At 77.2% G+C, this 24291-nt stretch carries 20 protein-coding genes and 1 pseudogene; 15 read left to right on the forward strand and 6 right to left on the reverse strand.

Annotated features, from left to right (window positions below; all coding sequences use genetic code 11):
- Nucleotides 1-25 precede the first annotated feature (25 nt).
- The 7 genes and pseudogenes from ACFY07_RS05730 to ACFY07_RS05760 all read left to right on the forward strand — a co-directional run bounded on the left by ACFY07_RS05730 (nt 26) and on the right by ACFY07_RS05760 (nt 6603).
- A complete protein-coding gene (locus ACFY07_RS05730) occupies nt 26-634 on the forward strand; it encodes a DUF4231 domain-containing protein (RefSeq protein ID WP_390867531.1) in 609 nt (202 codons plus the stop codon).
- 1238 nt (nt 635-1872) lie between these two features.
- Nucleotides 1873-2244, forward strand: coding sequence for a chorismate mutase (locus ACFY07_RS05735; protein WP_390867532.1), 372 nt, complete (start codon nt 1873-1875; stop codon nt 2242-2244).
- A gap of 123 nt (nt 2245-2367) precedes the next feature.
- Nucleotides 2368-3963, forward strand: coding sequence for a glutamine-hydrolyzing GMP synthase (gene guaA, locus ACFY07_RS05740; protein WP_390867534.1), 1596 nt, complete (start codon nt 2368-2370; stop codon nt 3961-3963).
- Nucleotides 3964-4078: 115 nt separating this feature from the next.
- Nucleotides 4079-4687 (forward strand): Uma2 family endonuclease, encoded by a 609-nt coding sequence (locus ACFY07_RS05745; protein ID WP_390867535.1) that lies wholly within the window; start codon nt 4079-4081, stop codon nt 4685-4687.
- Between the two features lie 143 nt (nt 4688-4830).
- A complete protein-coding gene (locus tag ACFY07_RS05750; RefSeq protein ID WP_230648635.1) occupies nt 4831-5325 on the forward strand; it encodes a hypothetical protein in 495 nt (164 codons plus the stop codon).
- 174 nt (nt 5326-5499) lie between these two features.
- Nucleotides 5500-6042: pseudogene (locus ACFY07_RS05755) on the forward strand (DoxX family protein); the annotation flags it as partial.
- Nucleotides 6043-6336: 294 nt separating this feature from the next.
- Nucleotides 6337-6603 carry a Rieske (2Fe-2S) protein gene (locus tag ACFY07_RS05760; protein ID WP_390867671.1) on the forward strand — a complete coding sequence of 89 codons (267 nt, stop codon included), beginning with the start codon at nt 6337-6339 and terminating at the stop codon, nt 6601-6603.
- A gap of 86 nt (nt 6604-6689) precedes the next feature.
- Here the strand turns inward: ACFY07_RS05760 and ACFY07_RS05765 are convergent, their stop codons facing one another.
- From ACFY07_RS05765 to ACFY07_RS05775, 3 genes are all read right to left on the reverse strand, one after another.
- Nucleotides 6690-7802, reverse strand: a complete 1113-nt coding sequence (locus ACFY07_RS05765) for a hypothetical protein (protein WP_390867536.1) — start codon at nt 7800-7802, stop codon at nt 6690-6692.
- Between the two features lie 256 nt (nt 7803-8058).
- Nucleotides 8059-8406, reverse strand: coding sequence for a hypothetical protein (locus ACFY07_RS05770; RefSeq protein WP_390867537.1), 348 nt, complete (start codon nt 8404-8406; stop codon nt 8059-8061).
- Nucleotides 8403-9953, reverse strand: a complete 1551-nt coding sequence (locus ACFY07_RS05775) for a PspC domain-containing protein (RefSeq protein WP_390867538.1) — start codon at nt 9951-9953, stop codon at nt 8403-8405. The genes ACFY07_RS05770 and ACFY07_RS05775 overlap by 4 nt, the downstream gene beginning before the upstream one ends.
- Nucleotides 9954-10112: 159 nt before the next feature.
- Between ACFY07_RS05775 and ACFY07_RS05780 the strand changes: the two genes are divergently transcribed.
- The 7 genes from ACFY07_RS05780 (at nt 10113) to pcrA (ending at nt 18619) form a co-directional block, all read left to right on the forward strand.
- Entirely contained in the window at nt 10113-11609 is a 1497-nt protein-coding gene (locus ACFY07_RS05780) for a PspC domain-containing protein (protein ID WP_390867673.1), read from the forward strand.
- Nucleotides 11606-12313: a response regulator transcription factor gene (locus ACFY07_RS05785; protein ID WP_230648621.1), complete on the forward strand. Its 708-nt coding sequence runs from the start codon at nt 11606-11608 to the stop codon at nt 12311-12313. Before ACFY07_RS05780 ends, ACFY07_RS05785 begins: the two co-directional genes overlap by 4 nt.
- A gap of 172 nt (nt 12314-12485) precedes the next feature.
- Entirely contained in the window at nt 12486-13751 is a 1266-nt protein-coding gene (locus tag ACFY07_RS05790; protein WP_390867539.1) for an acyltransferase family protein, read from the forward strand.
- A 66-nt stretch (nt 13752-13817) separates the two neighbouring features.
- Nucleotides 13818-14171 (forward strand): hypothetical protein, encoded by a 354-nt coding sequence (locus ACFY07_RS05795; protein ID WP_230648616.1) that lies wholly within the window; start codon nt 13818-13820, stop codon nt 14169-14171.
- A 192-nt stretch (nt 14172-14363) separates the two neighbouring features.
- A complete protein-coding gene (locus tag ACFY07_RS05800; protein WP_390867540.1) occupies nt 14364-15092 on the forward strand; it encodes a DNA polymerase beta superfamily protein in 729 nt (242 codons plus the stop codon).
- Nucleotides 15089-16024 carry a DNA polymerase beta superfamily protein gene (locus ACFY07_RS05805; RefSeq protein WP_390867541.1) on the forward strand — a complete coding sequence of 312 codons (936 nt, stop codon included), beginning with the start codon at nt 15089-15091 and terminating at the stop codon, nt 16022-16024. Before ACFY07_RS05800 ends, ACFY07_RS05805 begins: the two co-directional genes overlap by 4 nt.
- 12 nt (nt 16025-16036) lie before the next feature.
- Entirely contained in the window at nt 16037-18619 is a 2583-nt protein-coding gene (gene pcrA, locus ACFY07_RS05810; RefSeq protein WP_390867542.1) for a DNA helicase PcrA, read from the forward strand.
- Nucleotides 18620-18882: 263 nt separating this feature from the next.
- Here the strand turns inward: pcrA and ACFY07_RS05815 are convergent, their stop codons facing one another.
- Together ACFY07_RS05815 and ACFY07_RS05820 are read right to left on the reverse strand one after the other, a co-directional pair.
- Entirely contained in the window at nt 18883-20535 is a 1653-nt protein-coding gene (locus ACFY07_RS05815) for a peptidoglycan DD-metalloendopeptidase family protein (RefSeq protein ID WP_390867543.1), read from the reverse strand.
- A 135-nt stretch (nt 20536-20670) separates the two neighbouring features.
- A complete protein-coding gene (locus ACFY07_RS05820) occupies nt 20671-21498 on the reverse strand; it encodes an esterase/lipase family protein (protein WP_390867544.1) in 828 nt (275 codons plus the stop codon).
- 373 nt (nt 21499-21871) lie between these two features.
- Between ACFY07_RS05820 and ACFY07_RS05825 the strand changes: the two genes are divergently transcribed.
- Nucleotides 21872-22285, forward strand: a complete 414-nt coding sequence (locus ACFY07_RS05825) for a cobalamin B12-binding domain-containing protein (RefSeq protein ID WP_230648607.1) — start codon at nt 21872-21874, stop codon at nt 22283-22285.
- Between the two features lie 135 nt (nt 22286-22420).
- Here the strand turns inward: ACFY07_RS05825 and ACFY07_RS05830 are convergent, their stop codons facing one another.
- Nucleotides 22421-24190: a DUF5691 domain-containing protein gene (locus ACFY07_RS05830; protein ID WP_390867545.1), complete on the reverse strand. Its 1770-nt coding sequence runs from the start codon at nt 24188-24190 to the stop codon at nt 22421-22423.
- Between the last annotated feature and the right edge of the window lie 101 nt (nt 24191-24291).

The following is a 24291-nucleotide window of genomic DNA, read 5'->3' on the forward strand; positions in this document are numbered from 1 at the left end:
CGGTCCCGACAGGAGGCGGCAGACCGTGGCGACGCAGGACGACCGGAGGCTCCCCGATCCCGCACCGGAGGACCCGGCACCCGAGGGCCCCGTGTCCGAGGACCCGGCCCCGGGGGCCCGGGCGCCCGGGGCCGCCGGCACCCGGGCCCGCGTCCCCGCGCCGGGGGCGCCCGCGGACGCGTCCGCACCCCCGGCTGGCGCCCCCGACCCGCTGCTGGACCACGTGCTCGCGCAGCTGGCCTGGTACGGGCGGTCGCGCGACCGGGCCCGGCGCACCCACCGGGCCGTGGAGCTCGCGCTGCTCACGACGACGTCGGCGACGGTGGTGGCCTCCGCGCTCTCCGCCCCGGCGTTCGCCACGGCCGCGGTCGCCGCCGGGAGCGTCTTCCTCACCGGACTGCGCCAGCTGCTCGGCCCGGGAGAGCGCTGGGCGTCCGCCGGTGTGGCGTGGCAGGAGCTCCAGCAGGCCGTGGTGCGCTACCGGCTGCTGCCGGAGGCGGAGCGGGACGCGGCGGCCCGCGAGGCGCTGCTGGCCCGCGCGGAGGAGGTCGCGCTGAACGAGACCAGGCTCTGGGCGGAGGGCCGCAGGGCGGCCCTGCCCGGCCCCGGCGCGGGAGGCTCCCCGGCGGGGTAGCGGCGGGCGGCGCCCCCCGCCCGGCCCCGGCGGCGAACCCGCCGGCGGCAGCAGGAGCGGCAAAGGCAAAGGGCCCCGCGGGGAGCGGGGCCCTTTGCCGTTCAGCACGCGGCGTCAGGGCAGCGCCGGTGCTGGGGGGACGGCGCCGGGGGAGGAGCGCCGTCCGGGGGAGTGGCCTGGGGTGCGCAGGGCCGGGGTGCGCAGGGCTGTGCGGGAGTGGCGTGGTCGGGAGTGGCGTGGTCGGGAGTGTTCCGGGGTGGAGCGGGTGGCGATGGGGCCTGGGCACGGTCGAGCGATCACTGAGCGTGAGGTGGCGAACGGTGCGACCGTGCCGGCCGCACGGGGTCGCGACCGGTACCGCCGGCTCCGCGACCGCGGTGGCGGTGAACCCCCTCATCAGCATCGTGGGGGACGGAGAGGGGTCCGTGCAACCGGTTCGGCACACTCGGTGACGTCCGTTCCGCCGGGGCGGGCGGCCGCCGGGCGCCGGGGTGGCGCGGCCTGGCGATCGTCACTCTGTGTAAGGATGCTCTCGGGGCGCGCGGGAGAGGTGCGCGCGCCCGTGGGGAGTGGTGGCGCGCCCCGCGTACGTTCGGGGAGGCGCCGTCGGCGGGACGGCCGGCCCGGGCGTCCCCGGGACCGGCCGCCCTTCCTTTTCAGTCGTGACCGGGCCGCTGTCCCCTGCTTTCCGATCACAGCACCGGCGCGGTGTCCCACGGCGCACGGTCCGTCCCGGCCGGCGCGAGCCGGTGGCGGGTCGGGCCGCGCGCCTCAACGCGACGGCGGACTGGAGGTTCCACGCGTGGTCCTGCGTGCCGTACGCAACGGCCCCGTGCGAGGGGCCGGCGCTCCGCCCTGGCTGGTGCGGGGGCGCTCGTACGGTCGCCGGGAACAACGAGCCCGGGCGGTGGCCGGTCACGCCCGCCGCCGCGGCCGAACGGGTGAAAGACCGGGTCGCCGCCTGTCGCACGGGCCCGCCCGCCCCCGGGGACCCGCCCCCCTGCGGTGTTCCGCTACCGACCGGTCCATAATGAGGGCATGTCCAGAGCAGCTCAGCACGTCTTCACCCAGGGCGCCGGCGGGTCCGGATGCCGTCCTGCTGCTGCCGCGTGAACGACTGACGCAGACTCCGCACAGGCGCCCCGGGCCGGAAGGTCCGGGGCGCCCGTCGTTCCCGAGGTCCGCCGGCCGGGCGCCCCGCCTCCAGGAACCCCAGGAACCCCAGGAACGAGGACCCCGTGAACGCCGACACAACCCCCGCCGCCCCCGCCCCCGCCCCCGCCCCCGCCCCCGCCCCCACCCCCGCCCCCGCCCCTGCCGCCCCTGCCGCCCCCACCCCCGCCGCCCCCGCCGTGGACGCGGACGGGGCCGAGGCCGTCATCGCCGCCGCCCGCGCCCGGATCGACGACCTCGACGCCCGCATCATCGACCTGGTCCGGCAGCGCAGGGCCGCCTCCGCCGAGGTCCAGGCGGCCCGGACCGCCGCCGGCGGCCCCCGCCTCGCCCTCACCCGCGAGCTGCAGGTCATGGAGCGCTTCCGGGCCGGGCTGGGCGGCCCCGGCGCCGAGATCGCCAGGCTGCTGCTGGAGCTGTGCCGCGGCCGCGCCTGAACCCGCCCCGCCGCCCCCTCGCGGCCCCCGTGCGCCCCTCCCCGGGCCGTCCGGCGGGCCGCGGGGCGGCGGCCGGTAGACTTGGGGTCCGACCCCCCCCGCACACCCGCCGGAAGGCCGCACGTGGCATCAGCGACCCCCGCACACTCCGACCAGGCGCCCGACACGGTCCTGGTCGTCGACTTCGGCGCCCAGTACGCCCAGCTCATCGCACGGCGGGTCCGCGAGGCCCGCGTCTACAGCGAGATCGTGCCGCACACCATGCCGGTGGCGGAGATGCTGGCCAAGGACCCCAAGGCGATCATCCTCTCCGGCGGGCCCTCGTCCGTGTACGCGGAGGGCGCCCCGGCGGTGCAGCGCGAGCTGTTCGACGCCGGCGTCCCGGTCTTCGGCATCTGCTACGGCTTCCAGGCGATGGCCCTGGCCCTGGGCGGCGACGTCGCCCGGACCGGCCTGCGCGAGTACGGCCGCACCCCGATGAGCGTCTCGCAGCCCGGCTCGACCCTCTTCGAGGGCGTCCCCGGCGACCAGTCGGTGTGGATGTCCCACGGCGACTCGGTCTCCGCGGCCCCCGAGGGCTTCACCGTGACCGCCGCCACCGAGGGCACCCCCGTCGCCGCCTTCGAGTGCGACGAGCGCCGCCTGTACGGCGTCCAGTACCACCCCGAGGTGCTGCACTCCACCCACGGCCAGCAGGTGCTGGAGCACTTCCTCTACCGCGGCGCCGGGCTCGCCCCGACCTGGACCACCAGCAACGTGGTCGAGGAGTCGGTCGAGGCGGTCCGCGCCCAGGTCGGCTCCAAGCGGGTCGTCTGCGGCCTCTCCGGCGGCGTGGACTCCGCCGTCGCCGCCGCCCTGGTCCAGCGGGCCGTCGGCGACCAGCTGACCTGCGTCTTCGTCGACCACGGCCTGCTGCGCAAGGGCGAGGCCGAGCAGGTCGAGAAGGACTTCGTCGCCGCCACCGGCGTGAAGCTCAAGGTCGTGGACGCGCAGGAGCGCTTCCTCTCCGCGCTCGCCGGGGTCACCGACCCCGAGGAGAAGCGGAAGATCATCGGCCGCGAGTTCATCCGGGTCTTCGAGCAGGCCGCCCGCGAGGTCGTCGAGGAGGCGGGCGCCACCGGTGAGCCGGTCGAGTTCCTCGTCCAGGGCACCCTCTACCCGGACGTGGTGGAGTCCGGCGGCGGCACCGGCACCGCCAACATCAAGTCCCACCACAACGTCGGCGGGCTCCCCGACGACATGCAGTTCCAGCTGGTGGAGCCGCTGCGGCGCCTCTTCAAGGACGAGGTCCGCATGGTCGGCCTGGAGCTGGGCCTGCCGGGCGAGATCGTCTGGCGCCAGCCCTTCCCCGGCCCCGGCCTCGGCATCCGCATCGTCGGCGAGGTCACCCGCGAGCGCCTGGAGCTGCTCCGCGACGCGGACGCCATCGCCCGCGCCGAGCTCACCGCCGCCGGCCTGGACCGCGACATCTGGCAGTGCCCGGTCGTGCTCCTCGCCGACGTCCGCTCGGTCGGCGTCCAGGGCGACGGCCGCACCTACGGCCACCCGGTCGTGCTGCGCCCGGTCTCGTCCGAGGACGCCATGACGGCCGACTGGTCGCGCGTCCCCTACGACGTGCTGGCGCGGATCTCGACCCGCATCACCAACGAGGTCGCCGACGTCAACCGCGTGGTGCTGGACGTCACCAGCAAGCCGCCGGGCACCATCGAGTGGGAGTGATCCCCACCTCCCGTCAACGGCCGCGCCGCCACCCGGTTTCCCACGGGTGGCGGCGCGGCCGTTTCCGCCCGCCTACGCTGGTGGACGGCCAGGATCCCGTGCCATGGGAGGAACCATGACCGCAGAGCCGCTGCCCCAGCCGAAGCAGTCGGCCGTCCCGGACTGGCTGATCCCGCCGGAGGACGGCTTCACCGCCGAGGACTTCCTGCGGATGGCCGCACTCCCGCCGCACTCGGAACTGATCGACGGGAGCCTGGTCTTCGTGAGCCCGCAGCGGAGTTTCCACTCCCTGGCGATGTACCTGCTGGAGCACGGCCTGCGCCGGACCGTCCCGGAGGACCTGCGGGTCCGGCGGGAGATGAGCGTGGTGCTCGGGCCGCGCCAGTGCCCCGAGCCCGACCTGCTCCTCGTCCGCGCGGAGGCGGTCGGGGGCTCCGAGGAGACCCACTACGGGGCAGCCGACGTCGTGCTCGCCGCCGAGGTCGTCTCCCCGGACTCCGAGACCCGCGACCGGGAGCGCAAGCCCCAGCTCTACGCGGCGGCGGGCATCCCGCACTTCTGGCGGGTCGAGCGCTCCCCGGAGGACGGCCGCCCGGTGGTCTACGTGTACGAGCGGGACCCGGCCACCCGGGCCTACGGGCTCACCGGCATCCACCACGACCGGCTGCGGCTCACCGTCCCCTTCGGGATCGACGTCGACCTGACGGGGATCGACCGGCTGTAGCGGAGCGGTCCGCAGACCGCGGTCCGGCGCCGGTTCCCTGACAGTGAACAGGGCGGACCGCTGAGCTGGGCCGCGCGGATCCGCCGGGGTTCCCCGCGTCCGACTTGTTGTCATGGACGTGCCGCACGGCTTCACTGCTGCCCATGACGACAACCCTCCGCAGAGTCCTGGTCGGCGCCGCGGCCGCCCTGTCCACCGTGCTCGTCACCGCCACCGACGCCTCCGCCGTCACCAAGCTCACCCAGGCCCAGGCCGAGTCCATGTTCCGCAACGCCGGGATCACCTGGTCCTCCTCCGGCGGCTGCACCAACCGCAACGTCTCCACCTGCACGTCGTTCGACCAGCTCAACCTCACCAGCGCCCAGGGCGCCGTCACCCTCAAGCAGGCCAGCGGCTGCGCCCTCAACATCACCGGCGGCACCGAGACCGGCCACGCCAGCGGCACCTACAGCCACTGGAACGGCTACAAGCTCGACTTCAGCCACTACACCTGCCTGACGAACTACGTGCACAGCGCCTTCTCCTACATCGGCCTGCGGGGCGACGGCGCCCCCCAGTACAAGTCCGGCGCGGGCAACATCTACGCCGACGAGGGCAGCCACTGGGACGTGACCTTCTACAACTGCGGCGGCTGCTGACCCGCCCGCACGACCGCGCCCGCACCCGACCGTCCCCCTCGGACGCCCCGGCCGCCGCACGGGTCACCCTCCGTACGGAACCCTTCACGGCCGGGCCGCGTAGTGACGTGTGGCCGGAGGTGCGCCGCCGGGGCCCGGCGGCGGAGGAGGACGGGAGGGTGCGGCATGGCGGACATGGCGGACTACGGGACGGTGGTCGCGCCCGGCGCGGGCCGGCGCAGGGCGCGGGCCCGGCCCGGCCCCGACGGCGGCGGCGGAGCCCGCGGCAGGGCGGCGCGCCACGCGCTCGTCCCGCTGCGGCTCTTCCTCGGGGCGACCTTCGTCTACGCGGGCCTGGACAAGCTGGCCGACCCGCACTACCTGGCGGGCGCCGCCGACGCGGCGTCGTTCGCCGCGCAGACCCGGGCGGTGAGGGCCGCCAGCCCGATCGGCCCGCTGCTCGACGCCGCCCTGCACACCCCCACCCCCTTCGCCCTGGCCATGGCCTTCGGCGAGCTCGCGGTGGGGCTCGGCGCGCTCCTCGGCTTCTGGACCCGGCTGGCCGCGCTCGGCGGCGCCCTGGTCAACCTCTCGCTCTGGCTGACCGTCAGCTGGCAGGTCCACCCGTACTACCTGGGCAACGACGTGCCGTTCCTGGCGGCCTGGGTGCCGCTGCTGCTGGCGGGGGCGCCGACCCTGTCGCTGGACGCGCTGCTGGCCGGCCGCTCCCGCCGGGAGCGCGCCTCGGGCGCCGCGCCGGGGACGGTCCGGCGGCGGGCGCTGGTCGACGCCGGGGTCGCGGCGGTCGCCGTGGCCGGCACCGGCCTGCTCGCCGGCTCACTGGCCGCCCGGCTCGGGCGCCGCGGGGGCGCGGCGGGCACGACCGCTCCGTCCCCGGGGACGCCGGGGGCGCCCGCAGCGTCCGCGCCGGGCGGCGCGCCGTCCGCCGGGGCCTCCGCGGCGCCCCCGCCGCCCGCCGGGGACGGCGGCGGGCCGACGGTGGCGGCGTCCGCGGTGGCGGTGGGCGGGGCGGTGAAGACCGCCGACCCGGCGACCGGCGACGCCGTCTACGTGCTCCAGCCGGAGCAGGGGCGGTTCACGGCGCTGTCGGCGGTCTGCCCGCACGCCCAGTGCGTGGTCAACGCCCCCAAGGACGGCAAGCTGGTCTGCCCCTGCCACGGCTCGCAGTTCGACGCGGCGACCGGGGCGCTGCTGGTCGGCCCGGCGACGCAGGGCCTGGCCCGGTACGGGATCACCCGCAGCGGCGACCGGATCCGGCTGGGGAAGCGGCAGGCCTGACGGCGGACGGGCGCCCGGACCCCCGGTCCGGCCCCGTCCCGGCCCCGGACCCCCGGTCCGGCCCCGTCCCGGCCCCGGACCGGCGCTCAGTCGGCGGCGGAGGAACCGGTCCCGGCGGCGTCCCGGCACAGGTTGCGGGCCTCCCCGGACAGCAGCGCGCAGAGCCGGTCCGCCGCCTGCCGGGAGTGGTGGTGCACCCGGTAGTAGCTGACCATCCCGGCGACGCACGGGCCGCGCTGGCCGGCCGGGGCCTCCTCGCACCGGTCGGCCGCCCACTGCTCCCGGTCGATGTTGTACTTCATGATCCGCGAGCCCATGCCCCGGGTGCAGGCCTCCCGGCCGCCGTCGCCCACGGGTGCGCCGCGGCACCAGGCCAGCCCGGCGGCGTAGGACTCCGGGTGGTGCGCGTAGTCGTGCCGCTGGAGGAAGTACACGGGGGCGTAGAAGTAGCAGGCGCCGCGGAAGGCGGCGGGCTGCTCCGGGCACGGGTACAGGGGCTCGGCGGCCAGGGCGCGGGCGGGCAGGTTCGCCGCCGCCCGGGGGTCGCTCCCGTCCGGTTCGAAGAGCTGCATGAAGACGCCCTCGGCGCAGGCGGTGACGGCGTAGGCGGCGGTGAACCGGGAGCAGAGCCGCTCGGCGCCGGCGACGTCCAGCCGGGTGACGAACATGGCGCCGTGCCCGATGCCGTGGATGCAGGAGGCGGACTGCTCCGGCGCGCAGAGGGTCGTCACGTCGGTGGCCGGGTGCGGGCTGTCGGCGAGGGTCTCCTCCACGATGCCGTGCAGGTAGCCGGAGCCGCAGACGTCGTCGCGGAAGCGGGCGGCGGCGGCGAAGTCGCCCCGGTACTTCACCAGGGCGGCGTGGCCGAGCTCGTGGGCGATGGGGTGGCAGTACCGGGCCGTGACGGGGTGGGCGCGGGTGGTGCGCTCCAGGTCGGCCAGGGCGCGGCCCGGGTCGGCGGCGTCCAGCTCGGCGGCCAGGCGGTCGCGCAGGGCGGTGCGGCTCCACGGGTCGGCGGCGGGCCGCCGGGACGGCGCGGGCGGCGCGGCGGTGCCACCGGGTGCGGGGCGGGCCGCGGCCGTCGGCTGGGGCGCGGCCGCCGCGGGCGGGGCGGGGGCGGACCAGTCGGTGGTGGCGACGGCGAACACGCCCGCCAGGTAGAGCGCGAACGCGGCGACGACGGCTGTCGGACGGATCAAGGCTGCCCCCGTGGCGTGCTGCGTACGTCCCTGCGGTCACCGGGGAGGACGCCGCACGGGCGGCGGGGGTTGCACGGGCCGGTGCGCCCGGCGCGGGGCGCCGCCACCGCGCCCCCGCGCCGACCCGGTCGCCCGCCGCCCGGCCCGGCGCCGCACTGCCCCGTCCCGCTGCCCCGTTTCGCTGCCCCGTCCGCCGGCTCCCTCCTGCTCCGGGCCGCTGGGCCGTACGGGTGGCGCGGGGCCGTCCCGGGGGCCGCTACGGTGCGGGCGGCCCGGGTGCGCCGCCGCGGGACGGGCCCTGGGGACCGGGCTCCGCGGCCGGGCCGGGGACGGTGACCGCCGGCCCCGTCCCGCCCGCCACGCCCGCCCCGTCCGCCGCGTCCCCCGCGCCGACGGCGTCGGCCGGCCCGCGGCCGCCGCGGCGCGCCATCCGGGCCACGGCCCCGGCCAGGCCCGCCGTGCCCAGCGCGATCAGGGCGACCGGGATCACGATGCGCCCGTTCACCGTCAGGTCGTTGACCGACGCGACCAGGTAGAGGACCGCTATGCCGGTGAACGCCGCCCCGGCGATCAGGGAGAAGACGTCGGTCTCGTGCCGCTTCATCGGCGGACCACCCTTATGGTTCCCAGCCCGACCTGGAGGTCGAGCGTGACGGTGCCCTTCGATTCTGTCCCGGGAGGCGGCGGCAGGTCGGCCCTCCGCTCGTTCCCGACCCCGCCGGAGCGGGTGCCGTCGGGGAGCCGGATGTCCCCGGCGCCGCTGCGCGCGGTCACCACCAGCCGCACGCCGGACGGCACGGTCACCCGCAGGTCGCCCGCCCCGAGCCGCACGCCGGTGGCGACGGTGCCCCCGGCCGGGTCGATGCGGCCGAGGTCGAGGACGGCGTCGCCCGCGCCCAGGCTGTAGGTCCGCTGCACCTGCGCGACCCCGGACGGCGCCCAGGTGCGGTCCCCGGCGGAGGCGTGCAGCGGCACGGCGGAGGTGCCGGAGGCGGCCAGTGCCGCGGTGGTCAGCAGCGCGGGGAGCACCAGGCCGCGCGCCCGGCCCCGGACGGTGGCGAGCAGCAGCGCCAGTCCCTGGACCAGCAGGACCGCCGCCAGCACGGTGGTCAGCCGGGCCCCGCCGCTCCCGCGGCCGGACAGGGCCCACACGGCCGCGCCCGCCGCGAGGGAGAGCGGCAGGGCGGCCGCGCCGAGCCCGCCCCGCCCGCGCCGCCCGCGCCGGCACCCGGACCCGTGGGGGTGCCGCCGGTACGGCGCGTCCGGCGCCGCGGCCGCCGGGGGGTGCGGGGCGCCCGCCGGGCCCGGCTTGCGCAGCGGGTCCCCCTGCGGGAGGTCCTCGCGCTGCCACCAGGCGGCGGGGGCGGTCGGCGGCACCGGCGCGTCGTGGGGCGCGTACGGGTTGCGCTCGGGGTGCCGGGGATCCCAGCGGTACCCGGTCGGGGACGGCGCGGCGCGCCGCACCTCCTCGCGCCCCTCCGCCAGGGCCGTCCGGAGGGCCGCGCGGGCCTCGGCCCACGCCTCCGCGGCGTCCCGGTGCCACGGGGCCCCGCCCCCGCCGTCCGGCCCTCCCGGACCGCCGGCGGTGCCGCCGCCGTCGGCGGTGCCGGCGGGCCGGCCGCGGACACCGGCGGGCGGGCGGCCCGGGCCGCGGCCCTCCTCCTGCCGGCGGCGCCGCTCGGGGTCGTAGCGCATCGCGAGGAAGACGAGCCCCCCGAGCAGCAGCACCGGGAAGAGGTGGTTGCCGTGGTCCATCCAGGAGAAGAAGACGCCGGTGCCGATGACGGTGAGCAGCACCGCGCCGATCGACTGGGCGTCGACGTGGCCGGTGAGGAGCCGCTGGATCTCCGGCCTGCGCTCCCCCTCGGCGGGCACGATCAGCCACGCCAGCCCGTACAGGAAGAGGCCGAGCCCGCCGGAGAGGCAGAGCACGGCGATCACCACGCGGAAGACCACGGGGTCGATGTCGAGGTGCCGGCCGAGGCCGCTGCAGACACCGGCCACCACCCGGTGGCGGTCGCTGCGCACCAGCGGGGGGCGGGCGCCCCCGCCGCCGCCGGGCCCTCCTGCCGCCGGGGAGCCGTCGGGGCCCGGGGCCGCCGTCGAGGCGCGCCCGTCGGCCGGCGGGGGTTGCGTGCGGTCGTCCGTCATGGATCCATCCTGCGGGTGCGGGGGGTCCCGGCCAACCCGTTCCGGCCCGGCCCGGACCCTGATCTCTCCCTGAGGAAGTCCGGGGCGCGACCCTGATGCGCACGCCCCCGCGGACGTGTGACGATCGGTGGCGTGGCAGCACCCGGTACCGAACCCCCCGTGGACACCGCCCCGTCCGAGCCTCCCGCGGCCCCCGCGCCGGCGCCCTCCGCGCCGTCCTCCCCGGGGCCGTCCTCCCCGGGCGCCCCGGCTCCCGGACCTGCGGGCGCGGCGGGCGCGGCGGGCGCGGCGGAGGAGCCGCCCCCGTACCGGCGGCTCTACCGCAGTCCCGAGCGGCGCGTGGTGGGCGGGGTCGCGGGCGGCCTCGCCGTCCACCTCGGCCTGCCGGTGGCGTGGGTGCGCGCCGCGTTCGTGCTGCTCTTCTTCGCGGACGGCATAGGCGTGCTGCTCTACGCCGCCTTCTGGTTCGTGGTGCCGCTCGGCATCGGCGAGCCCGCGCGCGGGGGCGGCCCCGGCCAGTGGGCGTACGTCGGCGGCGCCTTCGTCCCGGGCACCGGCGGGGAGCCGCTGCGCAAGCGCGGCGGCGGCCGGATCGGACGGCTGCGGGAGGCCCTGCAGCGGACCTTCCAGGGCGAGACCTTCGGCCTGCCCCCGGACGCGGCCGCCGCGGCCCCGCCGCGCCGCACCGGCCGGGAGAACGCGGGCCAGCTGGTGGCGCTGCTGGCCCTGGTGGTGGGCGTCCTCACGCTGCTCAACGCCCTGCACGTCCAGGCCGCCAAGCCGTACGTCTGGCCGCTGCTGACCATCGGCGCGGGCGTCGCGCTGGTGTGGCGGCAGGCCGACGACTCGCGCTGGCAGCGCTGGTTCGGCCTGGACGGCAGCCGCCGCCGCACCGCCGTGGCGCGGATCGGCGCGGGCGTCGTGCTGGTGGCCGCGGGCATCGTCGGGCTGCTGGTGCTGCAGGGGTCGGAGACCCAGCTCGGTGCGGTCCTGGAGGCGTCGCTCGCGGTGCTGGCGGGCGTGCTGGTGCTGGTGGGCCCGTACGCGCTGCGGATGTGGCAGGACCTGGGCGCCGAGCGGCGCGAGCGCATCCGGGCGCAGGAGCGGGCGGAGATCGCCGCCCACCTCCACGACTCGGTGCTGCACACCCTCACCCTCATCCAGCGCCACGCCGAGGACCCCCGCGAGGTCGCCCGCCTGGCCCGTGCGCAGGAGCGCGAGCTGCGGGTGTGGCTGTACCGGCCGGAGGCGGCCGCCGAGACCCCCGACACCCTGGCCGAGCGGGTCCGCAAGGTCGCGGCCGAGGTGGAGGACCTGCACGGGGTGCCGGTGGAGGTGGTCTGCGTGGGCGACTGCCCGATGGACGAGCGCCTCGTGGCGCAGATGCAGGCCGCACGCGAGGCCGTGGTGAACGCGGCCAAGTACGGTGGCGGGGGACCGGTCCAGGTCTACGCCGAGGTGGAGGGGGCGACGGTGTGGGTCTTCGTGCGCGACCGCGGCCCCGGCTTCGACCCCGAGGCGGTGCCCGAGGACCGGATGGGCGTCAGGGAGTCGATCATCGGCCGGATGCGCCGCAACGGCGGCCACGCGCGGGTGCGCCCCGCGCCGGCCGGCGGTACCGAGGTCGAGCTGGAGATGGAGAGGGCGGACGGATGACCGGGGCAGGGGAAGAGGCCGGGGCGGCACCGGGCCGCACGGCGCGGGTGGTGCTCGTCGACGACCACCGGATGTTCCGCACGGGGGTGCGCGCCGAGATCGGCGACACCGGGCGGACCGGCATCGACGTCGTCGGCGAGGCCGACGACGTGGAGCATGCGGTGCAGGTGGTCACCGCCACCCGCCCGGACGTGGTGCTCCTCGACGTGCACCTGCCGGGCGGCGGCGGCGTCGAGGTGCTCCGCCGCTGCGCGCCGCTGATGGCCGAGGGGGCGGACGGCGCGGCCGCGGTCCGCTTCCTGGCGCTGTCGGTGTCGGACGCGGCGGAGGACGTCATCGGGGTGATCCGGGGCGGGGCGCGCGGCTACGTGACGAAGACCATCACCGGCGCAGACCTGGTGGCGGCGGTCTTCCGGGTGGCGGACGGCGACGCGGTGTTCTCGCCGCGGCTGGCCGGCTTCGTGCTGGACGCCTTCGCGGCGACGGACACCCCGCCGGTGGACGAGGACCTCGACCGGCTCACCCAGCGGGAACGCGAGGTGCTTCGACTCATCGCACGCGGGTACGCGTACAAGGAGATCGCCAAGCAGCTCTTCATCTCGGTCAAGACGGTGGAGAGCCACGTGTCGGCGGTCCTGCGCAAGCTGCAGCTGAGCAACCGGCACGAGCTGACGCGGTGGGCGACCGCCCGTCGGCTGGTCTGACGGCCGGTCGCCCCGCCGCGGCGGGGCGGGGATGCGGCGTGCCGGTCCCGTGTGGGTCTTTTCACCCCCGCGGTCCGGACCCGGGGTCCGGCCCGCCGCGTGGGTAGGGTCGGCCGGGTCGTCGCCGAGTGCGGCGGCAGGCAGAAGACCCCGATCCGGAGAGACCGGCCCCATGCCACCGACTGTCACCCTGGTGAGACCCCCGGACCCCGACCGCGGCCCCGGACGCGCGCCCGACCGCCCGCCGGAGGGGCAGCAGGCCGGCCGCCCGCCCGAGGGGCGGCGGCCGGACCGCGCGCCCGGCGGACCGCAGCGCGTGCGGCCCGCCCGGCCGCGCCTGTACGTGCTCGACGGGCTGCGGCTGCTGGCCGCCCTCGGGGTGATGTCCTGGCACTACACCGGCATCCAGGAGCACGAGGCCATCTGGGGCGGCCGGACCCGGGACGCCGTCCCCGAGGCGCACGCGGTCGGCCAGTACGGCTGGATGGGCGTCGAGCTCTTCTTCCTCATCAGCGGCTTCGTCATCTGCATGTCCTGCTGGGGGCGCACCCCCAAGGACCTCTTCCGCTCCCGGGTGGTGCGGCTGCTGCCCGCCTACTGGGTGGGCGTGCTCGCCACCTCCGCGGCGCTCTTCCTCGTCCACCCGCCGTGGGTGAGCGGGCCCGGGCTCACCTTCAGCAAGGTGCTCGCCAACCTGACGATGGGGCAGTCCGGACTGAGGGCCGGCGACATCGACCCGGTGTACTGGACCCTCTGGGTGGAGCTGCGCTTCTACGTTCTCTTCGCGGTCGTCGCGGCCCTGGGCGTCACCTACCGGCGGGTCGTGCTGTTCTGCGGCGTGTGGATGCTCGCCGCGCTGCTCACCCCCCGCGCGGGCCTGCCGCTGCTGGACCTGGTGGTCATGCCGCAGTACGCGCCGTTCTTCATCGCCGGCGTGGCCATGTACCTGATGTACCGGGTGGGGCCCAACCCGCTGCTGTGGGGCATCGTGGGCTTCTCGTACCTGGTCGCCCAGTGGCAGATGCACACGCTGGTCATCCCCTACGTCAGCGGCTCCAAGCACCCGCTGTCGTTCCCTGTGGTGCTGGCGCTGCTCACCCTCGCCTTCCTGGCCGTGCTCGGCGCCGCGCTCGGCGTCTTCAGCAGGGTCCGCTGGAAGTGGCTCACCGCGGCGGGCGCGCTGACCTACCCGCTGTACCTCCTGCACCAGGAGCTGGGCTGGATCGCCCTGATGAAGCTGCGGGACACCATGCCCCCGTACGCGCGGCTCGCCGTGGTGGCCGCGGCCGTGCTGGCCGCCGCGTGGCTGGTGCACCGGCTGGTGGAGCGGCCCGCCTCCCGGGTGCTGCGGCGCTGGATCGACTCCTCGTTCGCGTCGCTGCGGGAGGCCGACGGCGCCGAGCGGGAGGAGCGGGCCGCCGCCCGCAGCGCCGCCTGACCCCGCCGCCCGCGGCGGCCGGGGGCGCCCCGGGGCCGCCGCGGGGGCGCGGGTAGCATCGCCCGCGTGGACGTCCTCATCAACTTCTTCGTGGCCCTGCACATCATCGGCATCGCCGCCCTGCTCGGCGGGTTCCTCACCCAGATGAAGGCGCTGCGGGCCGGCACCGCCCGGGTGGTGCCCGCGATGGTGCACGGCGCCCTGACCATGCTGGTCACCGGCATGGTGCTGGTGGGGCTGAACGAGGCCGACCACCACCACCCGAACATGGTCAAGATCGGGACCAAGCTGGCCGTCCTGGTCGCGGTCCTGCTGCTGGTGTGGGTCAACCGGGACGAGGAGAAGGCGTCCTCCGGCGTCGTCGGCGCGATCGGCGGCCTCACGATGCTCAACATCTTCATCGCCACCCTCTGGACCTGAGCCGCCCGCCGGGCCCGGGCCGCCCCGCCGGGCCCCGTGCCCGGACCGGCCTCCGCCCCGGCGCCGAACCCGGACCGGCCCCGCCCGGGCCCCGCCTCCGCACCGACCGCGCCTCCGCACCGGCCCGGCCCCGCCCCGCCCCCCCCCGCAAATCCCTCGCGCCGGCCGGACCGCGCGGGCCAGGATGGCCCCATGCAGCGCTGGGAGCACCTGGTCACCGACCACACCGTCCTCTCGGTGGTCGCCGGCTCGCGCGCCTTCGGCCTGGCCACCGAGGACTCCGACACCGACCGCCGGGGCGTCTACGCCACGCCCCCCGGCCTCCTGTGGCGGCTGGAGAAGCCGCCCGCGCACGTCGAGGGCCCGCTGCCGGAGCAGTTCAGCTGGGAGGTCGAGCGGTTCTGCACCCTGGCGCTGGCGGGCAACCCCAACGTCCTGGAGGTGCTGCACTCCCCGCTCGTCGAGCGCACCACCCCGCTCGGCGAGGAGCTGCGCGCCCTCGCCCTCGCCTTCCTCTCGCGCCGGGTCCACCGCACCTTCGTCCGCTACGCCGACGGCCAGGTCGCGAAGGCCGGGGCCCGGCGCGCCCGCGGCGGGGAGCCCAAGGGCAAGCACCTCCTCCACCTGCTGCGCCTCCTGGCGTCCTGCGTCCACCTGCTGGAGACCGGGGTACTCCGGGTGGACGTCGGCGCCGACCGGGAGGGACTGCTCGCCGTCGCCCGCGGGGAGGTGTCCTGGGAGGACGTCCTCGCCCGGCGCGCGGAGCTCGTCCGGCGCGCCGACGCCGCCCTGCCGGACAGTCCGCTGCCCGACGCGCCGGACACCGCCCGGGTCGAGGAGTGGCTGGTCTCGGTCCGGCGCCGGACACTGGACGCCGGGAGCGCGGACGGCGGGACGGCCGGGAAGGTGCGTGCATCATGAGGAGCGCCGGGGCGGCCACGGCGAGGGCCGCGGCAGAGGCGGCGGCGAGGGCCGTGGAGCGGGCCGCGGAGCGGGCGCCGGCGCAGGCCGCCGCGCGGGACGCCCTCGCGGCGGCCGGCGTGCCGGAGCTCGGCGGCGTGCTGAGCGAGGTGCTGGCGCAGGAGGTGGGGCAGCCCCTGGTCTTCGCCTCCGTCTCCGGCGCCCACCTGTACGGGTTCCCGTCCGCCGACTCGGACGTCGACCTGCGCGGCGCGCACCTGCTGCCGGTCGAGGACCTGGTCGGGCTGGAGACGCCCCGCGAGACCCTCAGCCGGATGTGGCTGCGCGACGGCGTCGAGATGGACCTGGTCACCCACGACCTGGCCAAGTTCGCCCGGCTCATGCTGCGGCGCAACGGCTACGTCCTGGAGCAGCTGCTGTCGCCGCTCGTCGTGCGCACCACCCCCGTCCACGCCGAGCTGGCGGCGCTCGCCCCCGCCGTCCTCACCCGGCACCACGCCCACCACTACCGCGGCTTCGCCCGCACCCAGTGGCGGCTCTTCGACCGCACCGACGAGCTCAAGCCCCTGCTGTACACCTTCCGGGCGCTGCTCACCGGCATCCACCTCATGCGCAGCGGCGAGGTGCAGGCCCACCTGCCGACCCTGGCCGCCGAGGTGCCCTCGGCGCCGCCGTACCTGGCCGAGCTGGTCGCCGCCAAGGCGGCCGCCGAGCACGGGCTGCGGCGCGAACTGTCCGGCGCGCCCGCGCCGGAGCGGCTGCTGGCCGACACGGAGGCGCTGCAGGAGGAGCTGGCCGCGGCCGAGGAGGCCAGCCGCCTGCCCGGCCTGCAGGGCGGCCACCGGGAGCTGCACGAGCTGGTGGTGCGCGCCCGCACGGGGGCCTGCCCGGGATCGGGTGAGGGGCGGACCGGCGCCGCGGGCAGGTCATAGACTCGGGAGGCGATGAGTAGCCTCTTTGACGACATCCCCCTCCCCGGCCTCGACGGGCCCCCCGCCTCCCGCCGGCCGGCCGGTGCGGCCCTCCCCGCCGCCTTCGCGGGCGACGAGCCGCCGCCCCACCCGGAGGAGGACGGCTTCGCGCCCTACGAGGAGGACATCCCCGCCGACCTCTTCGAGCGCGACTACACGGGTCCGGTGCAGCGCGACGCGTACCACGGCAACGGCGCGCCCCGCACCGTCGCCGACCCCGCGCAGCTGCTCGACGGCATGAACCCGCAGCAGCGCGAGGCCGTCGTCCACTCCGGGTCGCCGCTGCTCATCGTGGCCGGCGCCGGCTCCGGCAAGACCCGGGTGCTCACCCACCGCATCGCCCACCTGCTGGCCGCCCGCGGCGTGCGGCCCGGCGAGATCCTGGCGATCACCTTCACCAACAAGGCCGCCGGCGAGATGCGCGAGCGCGTCGAGCAGCTGGTGGGCCCGCAGGCCAGGGCGATGTGGGTCTCCACCTTCCACAGCGCCTGCGTGCGCATCCTGCGGCGGGAGAGCAAGCGGCTCGGCTTCACCTCCAGCTTCTCCATCTACGACGCCGCCGACTCCCAGCGCCTGATGGCCCTGGTCTGCCGCGACCTCGACCTCGACCCCAAGCAGTACCCGCCGAAGTCGTTCACGGCGAAGGTCTCCAACCTCAAGAACGAGCTCGTCGACGAGGAGGCCTACGCCGACCGCGCCGCCAACCCCATGGAGCGCAAGCTGGCCGAGGCCTACGCCCTCTACCAGCGGCGGCTCCGCGAGGCCAACGCGCTGGACTTCGACGACATCATCATGACCACCGTCCACCTGCTCCAGGCGTTCCCGGACGTCGCCGAGCACTACCGGCGGCGGTTCCGGCACATCCTCGTCGACGAGTACCAGGACACCAACCACGCCCAGTACATGCTGGTGCGCGAGCTGACCGGCGGCGCCGTCGGCCAGGCGCCGAAGCGGACCGTGGACGGCGAGCTCGTCAACCCGGCGGCGGAGGGCCTCGCCGCCGTCCCCCCGGCCGAGCTGTGCGTGGTCGGCGACGCCGACCAGTCGATCTACGCCTTCCGCGGCGCCACCATCCGCAACATCCTCCAGTTCGAGGAGGACTACCCGGACGCCGCCACCATCCTGCTGGAGCAGAACTACCGCTCCACCCAGACGATCCTCAGCGCCGCCAACGCCGTCATCGAGCGCAACACCAACCGCCGCCCCAAGAACCTGTGGACGGCCGGCGAGGACGGCGCCCGGATCACCGGCTACGTCGCCGACGACGAGCACGGGGAGGCCCAGTTCGTCGCCGAGGAGATCGACCGGCTCACCGATGCCGGCGACGCCCGGCCCGGCGACGTCGCCGTCTTCTACCGCACCAACGCCCAGTCCCGCGTCTTCGAGGAGGTGTTCATCCGCGTCGGCCTGCCCTACAAGGTCGTCGGCGGCGTGCGCTTCTACGAGCGCCGGGAGGTCCGGGACGTCCTCGCCTACCTGCGGCTGCTGGCCAACCCCGAGGACACCGTGCCGCTGCGCCGCATCCTCAACGTGCCCAAGCGCGGCATCGGCGACCGCGCCGAGGCGATGATCGAGGCCCTGGCGCTGCGCGAGAGGATCTCCTTCGCCCAGGCGCTGCGCCGCGTCGACGAGGCGTACGGCATGGCCGCCCGCTCGGCCAACGCGGTGAAGCGGTTCAACGACCTCATGGACAAGCTGCGCGGCGTCGCCGAGGGCGGCGCCGGGCCCGCCGCCGTCCTGGAGGCGATCCTGGAGGAGACCGGCTACCTCGCCGAGCTGCAGGCGTCCACCGACCCGCAGGACGAGACCCGGATCGAGAACCTCCAGGAACTCGCCGCGGTGGCCCTGGAGTTCGAGCAGGAGAACGAGGGCGGCACCCTCGCCGACTTCCTGGAGCAGGTCGCCCTCGTCGCCGACTCCGACCAGATCCCGGACACGGAGGAGGGCGAGGCGCAGGGCGTCATCACGCTGATGACCCTGCACACCGCCAAGGGGCTGGAGTTCCCCGTCGTCTTCCTCACCGGCATGGAGGACGGCGTCTTCCCCCACATGCGCGCCCTCGGCCAGGCCAAGGAGCTGGAGGAGGAGCGGCGGCTCGCCTACGTCGGCCTCACCCGCGCCCGCGAGCGGCTCTACCTCACCCGGTCCGTCATGCGCAGCGCCTGGGGCCAGCCGTCGTACAACCCGGCGTCGCGCTTCCTGGAGGAGATCCCCGACGCGCTGCTGGAGTGGAAGCGGTCCGGCGCCGCCGCGCCGCCGCCCTCCACGGGGATCCTGGGCGGGATCGGCGGGGCGCGCGGCGGCTCGTCGTCCCGGTCGTCCTCCGCCGCGACGGCGGTCGGGCCCCGGGCGGGCTGGGGCACGTCGGCCCGCCGGGTGCAGGAGCGGGAGGTGGTGGCGCTGGCCGTGGGCGACCGGGTCACCCACGACACCTTCGGCCTGGGCACGGTGGTCGAGGCGACCGGCGCGGGCGACAAGGCGCAGGCGACGATCGACTTCGGGGAGGCGGGGCGGAAGCGGCTGCTGCTGCGCTACGCGCCGGTCGAGAAGCTCTGACGGCGGACGGCGTCCTCCGGTCCCGGGTGCCGCGGGCGCCCGGGACCGGGCGCGTTCCGGGCCGGGGTGCGTCCTGGGCTGGAGAGCCTTCCGGGCCGGGTGCGTGCCGGGCCGGGGTGCCTTCCGGGCCGCGCCCGGGGACCTGCGGGAGCGGTCCGGCGGCGACGGCGGCGGATGCCGCCCGGGGGCACGTCCCCGGGGCGCGCACGGCGGCGGTGCCGCGGGCGGGCGTTCCCGGCGGGTGTGACGGGCGGGGCGTCGGCTCAGCGGGGGTCGATCCCGTGGCTGAGCATCCAGGGGAGCGGGTCCACGGCGGGGCTTCCCTCGCCGCCGGTGTGGACCTCGAAGTGCAGGTGCGGGCCGGTGCTGTTGCCGCTGCTGCCGGAGTAGGCGATGGTGTCGCCGGCCTTCACGCTGCCGGAGCGGATCCGGTACGAGCTGAGGTGGCAGTACCAGGTCTCGGTGCCGCTGGGGGAGGTGACGATCGCCATGTAGCCGTAGGCCGGGTTCCACTGGGTGCGCACGGTGCCGTCGGTCGCCGCCCGCACACTGGTGCCCCAGCTCACGGGGAAGTCGATGCCGGTGTGCAGCGCAGCCCAGTGCTCGCCGGCCATGCCGAAGGTGGCGGAGAGGCCGTGCACGGCCACCGGCATCACGTACTTGGGGCGCATCGCCTCCTTGCGCGCCCGCTCCGCCGCCTGGCGCGTCCTCAGGTCGATGCGGGCCTGGTCGCGGCTCACCCGCCCGGCGAAGTCGTCCGCGTTCCGGCGCAGCCCGGCGAGCTGGCTGTCCAGCATGGAGGAGGCCGCCGCGACCTTGGGCGACGCGGCCGCCGGGGCCTCGTCGGTGGCGTCCGCGGCCGTGTCGTGGGCGTGCCCCTGGTCGGGGACGCTGACGGTGACGGCTGCGGCGGCGGCCACGCCCATCACGGCGACGGAGGGGACGGCGATGGTCAGCAGCGCGGAGCGGCGGGCCGTCCGCGTCCGGCCCCTGGCGCCGCGGGCCGCGGCGCGTGCGGCGGCGCGGCCGCCCGCGGGTCCGGCCACCGCGAGGGCGGCGTCGTGCCCGTCCGGACCGTCGGCCCCGTGCCCGTCCTCCTTGTACCCGTCCTCCTCGTACGCGTCCTGCTCGTACGCATCGGCCCCGGGGGTGCCGGTGGCGTGCGTGTCGGCTGCGCCGTCCGGCTCGTCGCCGTACGTCCCCGCGTCGTCGTGGACGCCGTACCCGTAGGACCCGTGGGCGTCGTACGCCCCGGACTCCCCGGTGCCGTCGTACGCCGCGTAGGTCCCGCCGTCGTCGTACGGGTGGCCGTCCGGCCCCCCGTCCTGCCCCTCGTGGCGGTCCGCTCCGGACCCGGTGCCGCCGTCCTGCCCGTGCCCCGCGGCGGTGTACGCGTCCGCGTACGCCTCGGAGCCGGTGTCGCCGTCGCCGGTCCCGTACGCGCCCTCGTAGGGCTGCGCCTCGTCGTGGCGGGTCTGCGCGGGCACGTGGGCGTACGGCGTGCCGACGTAGCCGCTCTCGCCGTACCCCGCGTGCTGCGCCCCGTAGCCGTACCCCGTGCCGGCGTAGCCGCTCTCGCCGTACCCGCCGTCGCCGTACGCGCCCTCGCCGTACCCGGTGGTCCAGGTGCCCTGGGCCTCGAACTGCCCGGTGGTGTCCGCGGAGCTGAAGGCGGCGGTGGTCCAGGCGGTGTCCGCGGCGGCCCCGCCGGTGCCCCAGCCCCCGGTGCCGTGGTGGTGGACGCCTGCGCCGGTGTCCTGGTGCCAGCCTCCCCCGACCGCCCAGGAGGCGGACGGGTCGGCGGCGCCGTGGCCGTACCAGGTGCCGGACGCGTCGTGAGGGGCTCCGTCGTACGAGGGTTCCGGCGCTGCAGGGGGCGGGAAGACAGCCCCGGCACCATGGCCTTCGTACGCCACCGGCTCAACTTTCGCCTCGACAGCAGAGGAAACAGCGGCGACTGTATCCCGAAGGCCGGGCCGCGACAATGCTTCCTGGTGGCGGCGCCGGCCCGGGGCGGCGCCCGGAGGCGCGCCCGCGGCGGGCCGTCCCGGTCAGGCGGAGAGCCGGTCCGGGGGCGGCGGGGCGGTGAGCACGGAGCCGTCGTCTGAGGTCAGCCGTGCTTCCAGGAACCGTCCGACGCCCGACGCCACGTCGGCGTGCACGGTCAGCGCCAGATGGCCGGCGCCGGGCACCAGGATGTTCTCCGCGGCCAGGTCCGGATGGTCCAGACGGGCGAACCGGGACGGCAGGATCACCTGGTCCGCGTCGCTCCAGAACGCCGCGAACCGGGTCCGGCAGCCGGGCGCCGGCTCCCGCAGCTCCGCGATCAGGTCGCTGTCCGGGCGCAGTTGACGGGTGATCGGCAGCGGGCTCGGCAGCCGGGCGGCGAGCGTCCCCCCGTGGGGGCTGCCCAGCGTCACCAGGGAGTGCACGTGCTCGTCCCCGCCGAGCCGCTGCACGTAGTACCGGCCGATCAGCCCGCCGAGGCTGTGGCCGACCAGGGCGATCCGGCCGCAGCCGTGCAGCCGCCGCACCTGCTCCACGCGCCGTCCGAGCAGGGCGGCGGCGGACCGGACGTCCTCGGTGAGCGGGCTGTGGTTGAGGGCGTGCACGCGGTGGCCGCCGTCCCGCTCCAGGGAGCGCCGCAGCGCGGTGAAGACGGACCGGTTGTCGATGAAGCCGTGCACGAGGAGCACCGGGCCGGGGGAGGGGTGCAGGGCCGCGGTCGGGCCGTCGGGGGCGCCGGCCTCGGGCGGGACGTCCTGCCACCGCTCCTGGGGGATGCCGGCCGGGTAGCGCAGCAGGTGCCCGGCGAGCGCGGCCGCCTCGCCGCCCACGGTGCGGGCCGCGGCGGCGGCCCTGCGGAACGCTGCGCTCATGCCCCACCTCCGCGGCGAAGGGCCGGCGGGGCGGCACCGCCTCCCCTGCCCGGCCGGGGCGTCCGACCCCGCCGGTGCGCCCGCGTGCACCGGCGGGCCTGCGCTCCGGGCAGGCCGGAGCGCGCCCGCGGCGGGCGGAGGCGTGGAGGTGTGCGGCTCCCCGTTGCGTACCGCGCGTGCCCCTCGGCCGGGGCGGGCGGCCCCGTGGTGGACGCCGTGGCGGGGCGTGGGTGCGCGGCGACTGTCTGTGTCCCGTTGTGATTTTCCCCTCCCCCCGCCCCGCGAAACGGCACTCCGGCACAGGTGGCGCTACCCTCCCTTCAGGCGTTGTTATCGCCGGTTAACAGAGCCGTGTGAGGACCTGGAGGCAGGAATGGGAGTGTCCGGACCGATCCGCGTGGTGGTCGCCAAGCCGGGTCTCGACGGCCACGACCGCGGGGCGAAGGTCATCGCGCGCGCGCTGCGGGACGCCGGCATGGAGGTCATCTACACCGGCCTGCACCAGACGCCCGAGCAGATCGTCGACACCGCGATCCAGGAGGACGCCGACGGCATCGGCCTGTCGATCCTCTCGGGCGCCCACATGACGCTCTGCGCCAAGGTGGTGGCGCTCCTCAAGGAGCAGGACGCCGCCGACATCAAGGTCTTCGCGGGCGGCATCATCCCGGACGCCGACATCCCCGAGCTCAAGGCCATGGGCGTCGCCGACATCTTCACCCCGGGCACCCCGACCCGCGACGTGGTCGCCTGGGTGCAGTCCAACCTGCGCACCCCCTCCGCAGCCTGACGTACCGTCATCCGGCGGACGGCCGCCCGGACGGCCGCCCGGACGGCCGTCCGTCCGGCGGCCTGCCGTGCCCTCGCCCGCGGCGTGCGCGGCGCTCCCGGCGGCCGTGCCGCCGGGCGGCGGGCGCCGGCCGCGTCACCGTGCCGTCCGCGCGAGCGGCCCGTCCGGCGGGAGCGGGCCGAGCTCGGCCAGCATCGCCGCGCGGAAGCGCAGGGTGCACGCCAGCCGGCCGAAGGTCTCCGCCCACGCGGCCCCGCCCGTCCCCGCGGCCGCCAGCGCCTCCACCCCGTCGGCGGCCTCCGGCGCCAGGGCCCGCTCCGCCATCCCCAGCACCCCGCTGTGGCTCCAGGGGTAGGCGCCCGACCCGGCCGCCCGCTCCAGCGCCCCCACCACCGCCGCACCCAGCCCGGCCGTCCACGGGACCGCGCAGGCGCCCAGCATCTGGAACGCCTCGCCCAGGCCGTGCACGCCCACGAACGCCGCCGTCCAGGCCGCCCGCTCCGGCGGCGGCAGCACGGCCAGCAGCCGCGCCGGCGCCCCTGCGCGGCGTCCGCCGGGCCGCTCGTCCGGCGGGGGCGGCGGTCCCAGCAGCGCCCGCGCCCAGCCCGCGTCGTTCTGCCGCACGGCCGCGCGCGCCCACGCCTCCCGCAGGTCGTCGCCCCAGCCGTCGGAGACCGGCAGGGCCAGCAGCAGCTCCGGGGTGCGGCCCTTCTCCGCCGTCCACAGCGCGAGCGGCGCCGCCGCCACGATCTCGCCCAGCCACCAGGCCCGGTCGCCCCGGCCGGTGGGGGAGTGCTCCGCTATGCCGTCCCGCCGCATCGCCTCGTCGCAGGCGGCGGGCGGCTCCACCGCGAACACCTCGCCGCCGGGACCGCGTCGGAGCCGCACCGCCGCCCGCGCCCGCTCCGCCATGCGGCGGGCCAGGGCGGAGCCGGTGAGGGCGGAGAGCAGTTCGGCGGCCGTCAGCCGCACGTTCCTGCTGCGGTCGTCGAGCGCCGCCTCCAGGAACGGCTCGTCGTCGGGGGAGAGGCCGTCCTGCAGGGCGTCCAGGAAGAGCAGCCGGTCCTCGGCGCGCTCGGCCGCCCAGGTGGAGCGCAGCAGCCGCAGGCCGGCGGCCGGGTCGCTGCGGCGCAGCCGGGTGAGGTGGGTGACCCGCTCGGCGAACAGGCCCTCCTCCCAGATCCCGCCGCCGTCCGCCGTTCCGCCGCCGTCCGCCGTCCCGCCGCCGGGGGCGGGTGGCGGGGAGGCCTGGCCCTGCGGCCGCTGTCCTCCCGGCCCCTGCGGTGGTCCGGCCGTCCCGGCAGCCCCCGCCGCCCTGCCCGCCCCGCCCGCGCCCGGTGCCGTCCGCAGCACGAACCGCCAGTCGGGGTTGCGCTCCGCCAGCCAGCGGCCGAGCGGGCCCGCCAGGGCCACCGCGTCCGGGCGCAGCTCGCTGCGGGACCGGGCGGCGTCCAGCAGCGCGGGCACCAGCGGCGCCGGCACCCGGAAGCCCCGCGCACGGGCGGCGTACAGCCACTGCGGCAGCAGCTCGGGGAGGCCCGCCGGGGTACCGGACCCGGCCGACCCCGCGCGCCCGGCCGGGCCGCCCCGCTCCGCGAGCAGCATGCCGAGGCGTGTCGCGGCGGGCCCGGGCAGCGGCGGACGCGGGTCGTCCGGGGCCGCCCCGGGGAGGGCCCCGCGGGGCGCCGGCCGCAGCCCGGCGCGGCGCTGCACGGTGCCGAGCGCGGCCAGCGCGAGCAGCGTGGCGGCGGGCTCGGTCCGTGCGGCGGCCGCGGCCCCCGCGGCCCGGGAGAGGGCGGGTGCGCCCCCGGTGCCGGGCAGCGCCCGACGACCGGTCCCGAGCAGCGCCGTGGCCACGAGCTCCTCCCAGCCGTCGGGCCGCGGCTGCTGGTGCCGCCCTGCCACGGGCGGCCTCCTCCGGTTCTCGGCCTCGGTGGCCCGCGCCCCGGGGACGCGCACCTCGGCGCCCCCCGCGCCTCGGACCGGGGGGCGCCCGCCGTCGCGGG

The sequence above is a fragment of the Streptomyces sp. NPDC001380 genome, assembly GCF_042895785.1.
GTDB lineage: Bacteria > Actinomycetota > Actinomycetes > Streptomycetales > Streptomycetaceae > Peterkaempfera.

Excerpts from the sequence above, each read along its gene's own strand:
- ACFY07_RS05745 (WP_390867535.1), top strand. The coding sequence starts at position 4,079 with ATGACCGCAGAGCCGCTGCCCCAGCCGAAGCAGTCGGCCGTCCCGGAC.
- ACFY07_RS05790 (WP_390867539.1), top strand. The coding sequence starts at position 12,486 with ATGCCACCGACTGTCACCCTGGTGAGACCCCCGGACCCCGACCGCGGC.
- ACFY07_RS05805 (WP_390867541.1), top strand. The coding sequence starts at position 15,089 with ATGAGGAGCGCCGGGGCGGCCACGGCGAGGGCCGCGGCAGAGGCGGCG.
- pcrA (WP_390867542.1), top strand. The coding sequence starts at position 16,037 with ATGAGTAGCCTCTTTGACGACATCCCCCTCCCCGGCCTCGACGGGCCC.
- ACFY07_RS05775 (WP_390867538.1), bottom strand. The coding sequence starts at position 9,953 with ATGACGGACGACCGCACGCAACCCCCGCCGGCCGACGGGCGCGCCTCG.
- ACFY07_RS05800 (WP_390867540.1), top strand. The coding sequence starts at position 14,364 with ATGCAGCGCTGGGAGCACCTGGTCACCGACCACACCGTCCTCTCGGTG.
- ACFY07_RS05825 (WP_230648607.1), top strand. The coding sequence starts at position 21,872 with ATGGGAGTGTCCGGACCGATCCGCGTGGTGGTCGCCAAGCCGGGTCTC.
- ACFY07_RS05820 (WP_390867544.1), bottom strand. The coding sequence starts at position 21,498 with ATGAGCGCAGCGTTCCGCAGGGCCGCCGCCGCGGCCCGCACCGTGGGC.
- ACFY07_RS05750 (WP_230648635.1), top strand. The coding sequence starts at position 4,831 with ATGACGACAACCCTCCGCAGAGTCCTGGTCGGCGCCGCGGCCGCCCTG.
- ACFY07_RS05785 (WP_230648621.1), top strand. The coding sequence starts at position 11,606 with ATGACCGGGGCAGGGGAAGAGGCCGGGGCGGCACCGGGCCGCACGGCG.
- ACFY07_RS05770 (WP_390867537.1), bottom strand. The coding sequence starts at position 8,406 with ATGAAGCGGCACGAGACCGACGTCTTCTCCCTGATCGCCGGGGCGGCG.